The 11,858-nt window shown below is 49.1% G+C and carries 9 protein-coding genes; 8 read left to right on the forward strand and 1 reads right to left on the reverse strand.

All coding sequences use genetic code 11. The features are described 5' to 3' along the window. Positions 1-5: 5 nt before the first annotated feature. From AC0YNT_RS08385 to AC0YNT_RS08415, 7 genes are all read left to right on the forward strand, one after another. The gene (locus tag AC0YNT_RS08385) at positions 6-935 is read left to right on the forward strand and encodes a carbohydrate ABC transporter permease (protein WP_475804148.1); all 930 of its coding nucleotides are present in this window, start codon (positions 6-8) and stop codon (positions 933-935) included. Between the two features lie 95 nt (positions 936-1,030). After that, entirely contained in the window at positions 1,031-2,554 is a 1,524-nt protein-coding gene (locus AC0YNT_RS08390; RefSeq protein ID WP_475804149.1) for an ABC transporter substrate-binding protein, read from the forward strand. 149 nt (positions 2,555-2,703) lie between these two features. Next, the gene (locus AC0YNT_RS08395; RefSeq protein ID WP_475804150.1) at positions 2,704-4,464 is read left to right on the forward strand and encodes a sensor histidine kinase; all 1,761 of its coding nucleotides are present in this window, start codon (positions 2,704-2,706) and stop codon (positions 4,462-4,464) included. Then, positions 4,439-5,200: a response regulator transcription factor gene (locus tag AC0YNT_RS08400; RefSeq protein ID WP_475804151.1), complete on the forward strand. Its 762-nt coding sequence runs from the start codon at positions 4,439-4,441 to the stop codon at positions 5,198-5,200. Before AC0YNT_RS08395 ends, AC0YNT_RS08400 begins: the two co-directional genes overlap by 26 nt. A 7-nt stretch (positions 5,201-5,207) precedes the next feature. Beyond that, positions 5,208-6,752: an ABC transporter substrate-binding protein gene (locus AC0YNT_RS08405; RefSeq protein ID WP_475804152.1), complete on the forward strand. Its 1,545-nt coding sequence runs from the start codon at positions 5,208-5,210 to the stop codon at positions 6,750-6,752. Between the two features lie 313 nt (positions 6,753-7,065). Continuing rightward, positions 7,066-7,581: a DUF2179 domain-containing protein gene (locus AC0YNT_RS08410; protein ID WP_475804153.1), complete on the forward strand. Its 516-nt coding sequence runs from the start codon at positions 7,066-7,068 to the stop codon at positions 7,579-7,581. Positions 7,582-7,964: 383 nt separating this feature from the next. Next, a complete protein-coding gene (locus AC0YNT_RS08415) occupies positions 7,965-9,425 on the forward strand; it encodes an MFS transporter (protein ID WP_475804154.1) in 1,461 nt (486 codons plus the stop codon). A 240-nt stretch (positions 9,426-9,665) separates the two neighbouring features. On the opposite strand, the gene AC0YNT_RS08420 is transcribed toward AC0YNT_RS08415, so the two are convergent. Beyond that, entirely contained in the window at positions 9,666-10,301 is a 636-nt protein-coding gene (locus tag AC0YNT_RS08420) for a TetR/AcrR family transcriptional regulator (RefSeq protein WP_475804155.1), read from the reverse strand. Between the two features lie 129 nt (positions 10,302-10,430). Between AC0YNT_RS08420 and AC0YNT_RS08425 the strand changes: the two genes are divergently transcribed. Then, on the forward strand, positions 10,431-11,855 hold the full coding sequence (locus AC0YNT_RS08425) for an MDR family MFS transporter (RefSeq protein WP_475804156.1): 1,425 nt from the start codon (positions 10,431-10,433) through the stop codon (positions 11,853-11,855). Positions 11,856-11,858 lie beyond the last annotated feature (3 nt).

The raw sequence follows: 11,858 nt of genomic DNA on the forward strand, positions 1-11,858 counted from the left end.
GGGAAATGTCATCAAAAGGGAATTTTGAGACGGGTCTGGACAAGTTCAACCGGATCCGATCCGGCACGAACGTGGTTTTCCATCTGATTTTTATCGTATTGGCACTGCTTTGCCTTATACCTGTCCTTGTGGTGCTGTCCATATCGCTGACCAGCGAGGATTCTATTCGGGAGAGCGGATATCATCTCTTCCCGACGGCGTTCTCCGGAGATGCTTACTACTATATTGTGCAGCAAGGGGCGATGATCACGAAGGCGCTTGGCATCTCCGTGCTCGTTACCGGCCTCGGTACTGTGCTGGGCGTGATGCTAACAACGTCGATGGGGTACGTCCTTTCCCGGCCGAATTACAAGCTGAAAGGGCTTCTGACCTGGATCGTGTTCATTCCGATGGTGTTCAACGGAGGGTTGGTGTCCAGCTACTATATCAATTCGAATATGCTGGGCTTGAAAGATTCGGTGTGGGCACTCATTCTGCCACTGGCCGTCTCCTCCTTTAACGTCATCATTTGCAAAACCTTCTTCCGAAGCACGATTCCAGACGCGCTGATCGAATCCGCCGAGATAGACGGCTCGAGCCAATTGCGCATCTACTTCTCAATCGTGCTGCCGATCTCGCTTCCTGTCCTGGCGACCATTGGATTGTTCCTCTGCTTCGCCTATTGGAACGACTGGTTCCAATCCATGCTCTACATCGACAACCAGAGTCTATACTCGCTGCAGGCGCTCTTGAACAGCTTGATGACCAATGTGGACGCCTTGGCGAAAAATGCTTCCAGCATGGGCATTAGTTACGCGGAGCTTGTCGCAACCATGCCCAAGGAATCCGCGCGCATGGCCGTGGCTATTGTCATCGTGGTTCCCGTGGCCGTGGCTTACCCGTTCTTCCAGAAATACTTTATTTCTGGTCTGACGGTAGGCGCCGTGAAAGGTTAAGCCGAAATAAACTCGGATTCGTCCGGTTTATGATATCCACCGCACCATGTAGGCGGTGGGAATGAAGAGGGCTATATCAAAGGGAGGAAATGTAGATGAAAAGGACGAAGAAAAAATGGCTTGCAATCAGCGCCGTAGCGCTCCTGACAACCGCTCTTGCAGGCTGCGGCAACTCGAATTCCAATTCCAATTCCGATTCAAGCACCAACGCGCCTTCGAACACTAACGCCACAGCAAGTACGCAGACGGAAACGAACAAGCCCGCCGATTCGGGTGATGTGCCTACGCTGGTATGGTGGACGATCGGCGGACAGACTCCCGCCAACTTCGACAAAGCAATCGCTGCGATGAACGAATACACGGCGGAGAAGATCGGCGTGAAAGTCGACATTAAGGTAGCAAGCTGGGGCGACTGGGATACGAAGATCAATACCATCGTGAACACCGGCGAACCGTTCGACATCATGTTTACGAACAACTCCAAGTATAGCCAGCAGGTGACCTTGGGTGCGTTTGCCGACCTGACCGACTTGGTACAAAGCGAATCGCCCGATCTCTACAAGCTTATTCCTCAGAAGGTCTGGGATGGAACGAAGATCGGAGGAAAAATCTATTCCGTGCCCACGTACAAAGACTCGTCTTTAACCCAATACTGGGTATTCGATGATAAGTACGTGCAGAAATACGGTATCGACACGGCTGGCATCAAGACGTTGAAAGACCTCGACAAGCCGTTCCACGATATGAAGGCAGGCGAAGGCAAAAGCTTCTACCCGCTGTCACTCACTCAAGGCGACGGATATAACGGATTCTTCAACGGCTACGACGATATGACGCTTGGTCTGCCGCCGATCGGCGTGAAAGTCGACGACGCTTCCCGCAAGGTTGTCTCCGTGCTGGAGCAGCCGGACATTATGGACGGGCTCAAGCAGCTGCACCAATGGTACCAAGACGGCATCATCAATCCGGACGCACCAACGAAAACGGAAGCGGACAAAGGCCGCCCATTCTTCGCGGCGCAGGCATTCCCGGGTGCAGAAGCGAGCTGGCAGATTACGGAGGGTGTTGAGAAGTACACCATGTTCCAGATCTTTGGCCCGATTTACACGACAAGTACGATCCAAGGCTCCCTGAACGCTATCTCGGCCAACTCAAAATATAAGAATGAGGCGCTGAAATATTTGCAGCTGGTCAATACGGATCCGAAGCTGCGTAATATGTTGGCCTTCGGCGAGCTGGGCGTCGACTACGACAATGTGGATGGCGAGAAGGTGATTGAGCGCAAATCGGATACTTGGCCGCTTGCCGCTTATACGCAAGGGACGTTCTTCGACCTGGCTGTAACGAAAGGCGCTCCGGTGGATCAGTGGGATCAAGTTCGCAAGCTGAACGATCAAGCGACTTCCTCAACGAACTTGGGCTTTGCGCTGGACATCAGCAAGCTGAGCACCGAAGTGGCCAATACGAAAGCGGTATGGGACAAATATCGGTATGAACTGCTGACAGGCGCTTCCGATCCGGAGAAGATGGTACCGAAGATCGTTGCGGAATTAAAGGCCGCTGGCATGGATACGATTATGAAGGCTGCCCAAGAGCAAGTTGATACGTATTTCAAATAAGTTTTGCATGTCATCAACATTCAGAAAACCCGAACGGAGATCGCCGTTCGGGTTTTCTGGTACAAAATTATGGATTGCTTTTATGGATAACAACGTTATATGTTTGAGCAGTGGGGTAGGGCAAAAGCCTATTGCAAAGGAGACGCCGCATGCGTTCATTTATGCAAATCAAGATCTATCGCGGCAAGTTCATTGCATATGCGGTATTTGTGGTCTTCATCGGCCTGGCGCTCGGCGCGCTTACCTGCGCGGTACTGCTGGACCAATGGGTGGGAAATTCCAGGAATGAGGCTGCCGGAGCATTCTCTCGGGTGGAAAACAGCCTCCAGTACGATGCTGACCGCATCGAAGCGTTTATGCAGCGAGTGTATTCCAACAGCGGGCTGGTGTCCGACATTCGCAGTTTTTTGGGAAATAACGCGGAAGGCTATCTGACGAGCAGGCTGCAGGGCAGCCAATATAACCGGCCGCTTGTCTCCTTTCCCGACGATATGAAATCCTTCTTAAGCAACGGGGGTAAGGGAGACATCACGCAAATCAGCCTGCATACCGAACAAGAGGGCAACGTGGTGAGCTTTGACAATAACGGCAATACGAGTTATCTGTTCCGTCTGCCGAGCTCCGATGAAACGTTCCGCGAGACGATTCAAAAAGGATTCGTCTATCACAAAAAGCTTTCGGATCCGAACCAAATCTCCCGCCAGCTGGGCGAATTCCGATTTCTGGTCAGCAGTGAGCGGATTTTTAAGACGGTGCAAAATTACCATCTGGATGAAGCTGCGGCAGTCAGCGATTCCGGAGACGTGTACCTGATCGCCGGTAACGGCCGCAGCTCGGAGGAGCTGATTCGCCGGATCGTAGCGGATGGGCGCACGCATGGCTTTCTATCGACGGGATTTTTGGACCGTGCCTATTTCGTGACGTACCATTCGAGCGAGTTCGATTATCGGTTCGTCAGCACCGTGGATTTGGCCTCGTTAATCCGTCAAAAAGCGAACGTGCTGCTTATCGTGTTTCTCATCGTACTCGCCGCGATGATCTGCGTTCTGCTGCTCATCGTTTACAATCTGCGCGAGGACGCAAACTTCCTGCGGCGGATTATTGTATCCATCGGACGCGTGAAAACGGCAGATTTTACGCCAGTTAACCCTGCCCGCTACCGAAGGAACGAATACGGCATGATCGCCCGGGAATTAGACGATATGATCCGTCAGCTCGACCGGCATATTCGCACTAATTATCTTCTAAAGCTCAAACAGCAAGAGACTGAAATGAAAGCGCTTCAGCATCAGATCAATCCTCACTTTTTGTACAATACGCTTGAGGTGATACGTTCCTCTGCCTTGGTCAACAGCGCCGACCATACATCTGACGCTATCGCCACCTTGGGTGCCCTGTACCGTGATATCGTAAAGAATGAGAATATTATTTCGCTTGGCAATGAGCTAAATTTGCTTCAAAAATACTTAAAAATTATGGAGTTCAAATATCCGGAAAGATTTTATTATCAGTTTAATGTGGAACCCACATTAATTTCTTTGCCCACCGTAAAATTCTGGATGCAGCCGCTGGCTGAAAACTTTTTCATTCACGGCTTTCACCCGGAGAGCGAGTTTAACCTGCTCATTGTGACCGGCTGGGAGGAAGAGGCACGTTACGTGCTGGAGATCGTGGATAACGGCAACCGGATTTCCGAAGAGCATCTGGCTGAAATCAGGAAAAAGCTCTCCAGAGGCGACGATGCCCCGGCGGACAGCATTGGTCTGCGTAACGTGTATACCCGGCTGCGCTTTTTCTATGGGAAAGGCTTCTCCATGACGATCGATAATAACGAGGAGGCCGGCGTTAAAATAACCGTAATCCTATCCAAGGAGGCGACTAACGATGTACAAGCTGCTGATCGTGGATGACGAGCCGCAGATTCTGGAAGGAATGAAGCGAACGCTGGATTGGGAGAAATACGGCTTTGGCCGCATCGAGACGAGCGAAACGTATGAGGGCGCGATTTCGAAGGCCGTGGAGATTTTACCGGATTTGGCGATCTTCGATGTATGCATCGGCAAGCAGCGTGGTTATGACGCCATCCACAGGCTCAACGAGCTGCGTCTTCCCTCGAAATATATTATTATGAGCGGCTACGGCGAGTTCCAGTATGCGCTGGAGGCGATACGCTGCGGAGCCAAGGACTATCTGCTCAAACCGGTCGATCGTTCGAAGCTGCAGCAGCTGGTCGAGAAGATTATCGTGGAAGATCTGCACGGTAAGCTGGCGGATGCGGATCGCAGTGACCTGGATTTGGACCCAGTACTCGGCGTGCGCTATGACAGCCTGTCCAAGCTGACCAATCGCATTCTGTTGATCGTCAAGGCGGAGTATGCCCAGAACTTGAGCTTGAAATCGGTTGCGGAACGTTTTCGCATGAACGGAACGTACCTCGGGCAGCTATTCCTCAAGGAGACGAAGAAGAAATTCTCAGAATATTTAATGGCTTACCGAATGCTTCGCGCCCAGGAACGCATACAGTCCACGGACGAGAAAATTATCAGCATCGCGCTTTCTGTCGGATATCCCAACCTGAACTATTTTTATTCTCATTTCCACGCTTATTTTGGCAAGTCACCCTCGGATTTGCGGAGAAAGGAATAACGATGACATGCGGGAACATCGGAATTTGAGACGTCTCATTGCATCCTTCGTCCTCGTCATGATACTGACGCTGCCTTTATCCGGCTGTTTCTCTGCATCCGGCAATAACGAGAATGCCGCGCTGGCGGGCAATACGGTGAATTTGATCTATTACACGATCGGGGATCCAGACAAGGACCTTAAGATGGTTAACGACAAGATCAACGAGATTCTGGCCAAGAAAATCGGCGTTACCATCACGTATATCAAAGTCGGCTGGCAAGAGTACGAAGACCGTCTGAATACCCTCGTGTCGGCAGGAACTCCCTTTGACATCGCTTTTGCGCCGGAGTACGCAACCTACGCGCAGCGCGGCGCGTGGCTGAGGCTGAACGACTACCTGTCGAAAGAGGGGAGGGATATGTATGATGCAATCGACCCTATTTTCTGGCAAGGCGTACGAATGGATGACGGCGGTATCTACGGCGTGCCGACCAATAAAGAATTAGCCGTGCGCGACCAGTGGATGTACCCGGACGTGCTAGTGAAGAAGTACCATATTGACATCTCGAAGTACACAACTTTGGCTTCCCTCGAGCCGCTGTTGCGGATGATTAAGCAGAAGGAGCCATCTTATATACCGATGGAGCTCGATAAGGAATCTCAAAACTTCTTCGCCTTGGACGGCTACGAATACGTATCTGAAAAGACGCTTCCGCTAATGCGGAATGTCCTGGATCCCGATTCCCCGGTTGTAAATATCTTCGAAACCGACGAAGCCCGGAAAGTGCTGGACCTTCTTCGACACTACTATGTGGAAGGCTATATTAATGAGGACGCAGCCATGCGGGAAACCGAAGGACTGAAGCGGGGCGGTCTGGTATTCTGGAAAGCCGCTGGGGGAGGCCCGCTGGCAGAAAACAGCTGGAGCAAGGATCGCGGTTACAAGCTGGTGGCTTACCCTGTAACCCCTGCGCTCATCACGACGGAATCCATTCGGGGAGGGGTCATGGCCGTCAGCGCGGATACGAAGCATCCCGTCGAGTCCATAAAGTTCCTCAATCTGCTGAACACGGATCCCGAGGTGCGCAATCTGTTCAATTTCGGAATCGAGGGTGTGCACTACACCCTGGATAGTAACGGCCAGGTGGTGCCCATTCCGCTCAAGGACAATAACGGCAATCCGATCCCGGACGCGCAGCCAAGCTATGGAGGCGTTCAGTACACCCAGGGCAATTGGTTTATTTTGAAGACCATGGGCGGAGAATACCCGGACCCCTTGGACAAATGGAATCAATTCCGTGCCAGCAACAAGGAGGCGGTTGTATCGAGTACGCTGGGTTTTACCCCGGACTTGTCCCGAATGCCCATTCAGATGCAGAACATCCAGATGGTATGGGAGAAATACTTTCCCAGCCTGATGACGGGCAGCGTGGATGTAGCTTTGGTGCTGCCGAAGTTTAATCAGGAGCTTCGGCAGGCGGGCATCAACGAGGTGCGTTCGGAGGTGCAAAAGCAGCTTGATGCCTGGAGAGTCGCTCATTCGTCACTTGGAGGAGGAACGTGGGGTTAATTGGTTTCAATAATCTTTCAATTAAATTGGCATTTGCCCCAGTATTCCAGATGGAACTTTCGCTGGCTCTTTAACAGTATGCTTGTTCAAAACAACAGATGAGATTGTTGTTTATGCTTTTTGTATCTCGATCAATTTAAGATCATTGTCTATCGTTGCGACCTCCCTTTGGAAGACTTTGCGTCTAAGGGAGGCTTTTTTATGATGATGGGCGGTAATCAGTCATTATGGATGACCCAGGTTATAATTCTGTATAAAGAGGGTATTTTATGTAAAATACTAACCACCGAATTCTCATTGGAGGTCCTTCTTTATGTTCAAAGTGCTAGGCATCATTCTCGCCATTCAAGTCGTCTATGTCTCAGCGTATACGTTAAGGATGATATTGACGCTCAAAGGGCAAAAGTATATTGCCGCTGTCATTAGTGTTCTGGAAATTACGATTTACGTTTTGGGACTAAATATGGTACTAAACTACTTGAATCAAATCGTCTATTTGATCGTATATGCGCTCGGATATGCGCTAGGAATTCTTATCGGATCGTGGATCGAGGAAAAACTCGCACTTGGATACGTCACTTTAAAAGTCATCAGCATTGCACCCAATTCTGGTCTTCCCGTCCTCTTGCGCGAAAAAGGCTTTGGAGTGACCTCCTGGATTGGCACCGGAAAAGATGGGGAAAGACTCGTTATGGAAATTCTTTCGAGAAGAAAGTATCAAGATAAAGTCTATAGTCTAGTTCTTGAATGTGATCCGAAGGCTTTCGTCATTACGATCGAGCCAAAGAGATTTCACGGTGGATTTTGGACTAAGGTGTTAAAACAATAAAGTCAATATTTGCTGCATGAGCCTATACCATATACTGAAGGCGGATGTCCAAATTCTGGGTTTACTTGGGTCATTGCCCAGTTGAAATTGATAAATAAAAATAAGTGTGTTATATTTGCAACTTAGTTTGTTTAATAAACAAAGAAAGTCATCCGCTTTCAAAAGTACAACATGGCAGGAGGAGAAAAATCGATTATATGATGACGTGACGCGGGTAATCTTATATAAGAACTTGATGATTTTTTTTGTTTTATTCGCAAAAGCTTTAAGCAATTGTAAAAATGTAAGGGCTTTTATTGTGTTTCAAGCTAGAGTTGTTAATGGAATAAAAAAGTGAATGTAATATTATGGTACAAATTTACATCTTAGAAGGAGTATTCATAATGAGTGATAACACACAAAATATTCAACAAGAGGAGTATCGCAAGCTCAATCTTGTTGAACGTATTGGCTACGGTTTTGGAGACTTTGCTCAAAATCTTGTTTTTGGTACAGTCGGAGGTTTTCTTGCCCTCTATTTGACGACTGTTAATGCTATTGGCACAGCAACAGCAGGATTTATCTTCCTTTTTGTCCGTATTATCAATGTGATTTGGGATCCAATGGTCGGGACATTTGTCGATAAACGCTCATCAAGAGCAGGTAAATATCGTCCTTGGTTACTTCGTGCAGGTATTCCACTGGTTATCTTGGCTGCGCTGCTGTTTGCGCCTATTCCTGGTGTCCGTGGCTCTGTGCCCTTTATTTTCATCACTTATTTGTTACTTGATTTGGTTTATTCCGTTGTTAATATTCCTTACGGATCGCTAAACGCTTCATTGACCCGTAACCCTGAATCTGTTGACCAAATTACAACGACTCGTATGACGCTTGCAAACATTGCGAATCTTCTTGTTTATACCTTGTTCCCCATGTTTGTTCAAATGGTGGCAACAAAAGACCGTTCACTCAAAGACACCGGTTTCTTCGGACTAAAGCTTAATATGGGGACTTATACGGATCCTTCTGCAGACCATGCTTGGTTTGGCGTCTATGCCATATATATGGTTATTGGTGCCGTTGCGCTTTTCCTTTGCTACAAGCTTACGAAAGAACGCGTTGTCGCTAATGCTGAGCAATCGGCGCAAGTTAAAGTCTCTGATTTCTTTGTTGAATTTAAAAATAATAAGCCATTGGTCATCTTAGGAATCTTCTTCATGTTGGCATTTACCTTTATGTTCTTCATGAATACGGTTAATGGCTTCTTTTATCAATATACCGTCGATCACTCGGACTGGGTGGGTGCTGTGGGGCTGATTGCCTCAATACCGGGTATCGCTTTTACAGTATTCTGGCCAAAACTCAAGAAGACCTTCGGTAAAAAGGGCTTCTTCCATTTCTTCCTCGGTATGTTTGTTGTCGGCGAAATTCTGACTTGGATTTGGAGTCTTGATGGTATGCATGATCAGCTTTGGCTTGCTTATGTTTCAACTTTCATCAAGCAATGGGGATTGACTTCAGCGACTGGTTTCATGTGGGCCCTTGTTCCTGAAGTAGTCTCTTACGGCGAACTGAAGTCTGGTAAACGTAATGCTGCTATTATCAACGCTATTATGGGGCTGTTCTTCAAGGTTGGCTTCACGCTTGGTGGTGCCGTTCCACTTTGGTTCCTTGCCGCTTATGGATTTAATGGAGATGCTGATCACCAAACAGCTAACGCCCTTTCAGGGATTAATATAACGGCAATTTGGATACCCGCTGTTCTAGCTGTTGTTTCTATGATTGTGATGCATATCTATCCACTGTCTGATAAAGACGTTGAGAGCATCAATAAGCAACTCGACGCCAAGCGCGCTGAAATGTAGGCTTTCGAATATCATGCACCATTGCCATTACAAAGGGGCACACCCGGCTATTCCTAGCGGTTGTGCCCCTCATTTTATCTCAGCGCTATTTGTTCTATTTATTCTTCAAGACTTCCGTGTTAAGGATCTGCACAGTGAACTTTGGTTCGATCGACAATTTAGATCATTTATCAGCGTGGTAACTGTGATTAGGGACATTATATCTAAACCAAAGGCTGAACCGAGATCATCGGTTCAGCCTTATTTGTTAGCTTTTTGCACGAGAGGCAGGAAAATGTGATCTACAATCTCAATGACAGCCTCATCGGTAAGTGGCGTGTGAGTCGTGAGCACCTCGAGCCGCACCAGATCAATGGGCAGGGTGACTACGCGTTCCGGCAGTTCTCCGAGCACGACCTCGCCGCGCTTCTCGGCATTGCGCAATATGTTCGTCATGGTTATGGAGAGCGGATCTTCTGCTCTTGGTGACAACGTCATCTTGGCATGAACCTCGTCCCCGTGAAGATCGACCATCAGGCCATGAATCGTCTCGGCTCCTATCAGCTGCATGGGCTTGATGATCCGCTCCAGCAAGGTGAGGACGTCTTCTCTCAGGCTGCCCGTATCGGGGGCGTCGAGGGAAGGCTTAGGCATATGCTTAATCATCGAAGCGATGATGAGCTTCGCCTTGCTTGGCCATCTGCGGTAGACGGCAGTCTTATTCGTCTGTGCCCGAACGGCGACAGCTTCCATCGTCAGCTTGGAATAGCCGATTTCCTGCAGTTCCTCCCACGCAGCCGACAAAATGGCGTTCTCTAGAACATCTCCGCGTCTCCGTGAACCCCCTGCTTGTTGTTTCTCTTTATTCATTTTGCTATCGTGCGGTGATTCCGGCATATCGTGTTCCTCTCCCGTTAGGCCTTAGACTTTCTAAATAGTATATTGCATTTTCGATAGAATTATAATATTGTATTTCAATAAGGTACGGTACGTACCGTACCCTAAATGACAGAGAGGTGAACGACAATGGCCAAAAGCCAAGCGGAGGCGGTTAAGCCTCCCAAAGAAAAAATTGATCCTGGTGTTTTAAAAATTGCACTCATTCTTGTTCTCGGAGCGATTGTTCCCTTGCTCGACTCAACAATGATTAACGTGGCGATTAACACGCTCGCGGTAGACTTACACAGTTCGGTATCGGCAACTCAGTGGGTGATTACGGGTTATGTGCTCACGATGGGGCTGGCAGTCCCGGTGTCGGGATGGGCGATTCAGCGGTTTGGCGGGAAGAACGTGTATTTGTTCTCGCTATGGGTATTTTTCATTTCTTCGCTCTTATGTTCCCTGGCGTGGAACACCGGCAGCTTGATCGGCTTCCGGTTATTGCAAGGAGCTGGCGCGGGGCTGCTAGTACCGACGGTACAGAATGTACTTGTTCAATCGGCGGGAGGACGAGGTCTCGGAAGGCTGATCGCGATTATCAGCATCCCGACTCTGATTGGTCCGATTCTTGGTCCGGTTATCGGCGGATTGATTATGGACAACATGAGCTGGCGCTGGATCTTCTACGTGAACATCCCGATTATGCTGGTCGCTCTTTGGCTGTCTTGGAGGTACTTACCGAAAGGAGAGGCTGCCGCGAGCAAGCCGAAATTTGACACGATCGGACTACTGCTATTATCCCCGGCGTTCGCGAGTCTCATCTACGGTATCTCGCAGATCAGCTCCGCAGATGGACTGTCGTCAGCAAAAACTCTCGTTCCACTAGCTGCTGGAATAGTCTTAATGGCTGCGTACATCGCGTACGCCTTGCGTTCGAGCAAAGCTCCTTTGCTGGATTTACATCTATTCCGGTCTCGACATTTCTTGGCTTCGAACGTAATCTTGTTCTTCACGAGTATGGTGATGAATGGGGCACTTCTGCTACTCCCGCTATATTATGAGCAGGTTCGCGGAGAGAGCGTACTAGCGACGGGACTTCTCTTGATTCCTCAGGGGGTTGGGATGCTGCTTACGAGGAGTTGGATAGGAGGAATGTCGGATCGGGTCGGTTCCCGAAACATTGTCCTTATCAGTCTGGTGATTACACTAGCGGCATCCATTCCGTTTGCCTTCGCGGGTACGGACACGAGCCATATCCTGCTGGGCGCCGCGCAGTTTGTGCGGGGGGCGGCTATGAACGGAATCTTTATTCCAATCATGGTATCCGCATATGAAGGATTACGGAAGGAACAAATCCCGCATGCAAGCATCTCGACGCGGATCTTCCAGACGATTGGGGGAGCGTTTGGCTCGGCCGTCTTGGCGACAGTTATCGGTCATCAACTGAAGCACGGAACGGAAGTAAGTCTTACTTCACTTGCTGATGCGTATCAAGTTGCCTTCTGGTGGTCGGTCGGTTTTGCAGCCGTTTGCTTGCTTCCCATCATGTTCTTATCTAACCGGAAAAAATAGGGA

This window comes from Paenibacillus sp. J22R56, assembly GCF_056269375.1.

What these genes read in the sequence shown, in the direction of transcription:
- AC0YNT_RS08420 (WP_475804155.1), bottom strand. Translation starts at nt 10,301, where the DNA reads ATGCCGGAATCACCGCACGATAGCAAAATGAATAAAGAGAAACAACAA.
- AC0YNT_RS08410 (WP_475804153.1), top strand. Translation starts at nt 7,066, where the DNA reads ATGTTCAAAGTGCTAGGCATCATTCTCGCCATTCAAGTCGTCTATGTC.
- AC0YNT_RS08400 (WP_475804151.1), top strand. Translation starts at nt 4,439, where the DNA reads ATGTACAAGCTGCTGATCGTGGATGACGAGCCGCAGATTCTGGAAGGA.
- AC0YNT_RS08415 (WP_475804154.1), top strand. Translation starts at nt 7,965, where the DNA reads ATGAGTGATAACACACAAAATATTCAACAAGAGGAGTATCGCAAGCTC.
- AC0YNT_RS08390 (WP_475804149.1), top strand. Translation starts at nt 1,031, where the DNA reads ATGAAAAGGACGAAGAAAAAATGGCTTGCAATCAGCGCCGTAGCGCTC.
- AC0YNT_RS08425 (WP_475804156.1), top strand. Translation starts at nt 10,431, where the DNA reads ATGGCCAAAAGCCAAGCGGAGGCGGTTAAGCCTCCCAAAGAAAAAATT.
- AC0YNT_RS08385 (WP_475804148.1), top strand. Translation starts at nt 6, where the DNA reads ATGTCATCAAAAGGGAATTTTGAGACGGGTCTGGACAAGTTCAACCGG.
- AC0YNT_RS08395 (WP_475804150.1), top strand. Translation starts at nt 2,704, where the DNA reads ATGCGTTCATTTATGCAAATCAAGATCTATCGCGGCAAGTTCATTGCA.
- AC0YNT_RS08405 (WP_475804152.1), top strand. Translation starts at nt 5,208, where the DNA reads ATGCGGGAACATCGGAATTTGAGACGTCTCATTGCATCCTTCGTCCTC.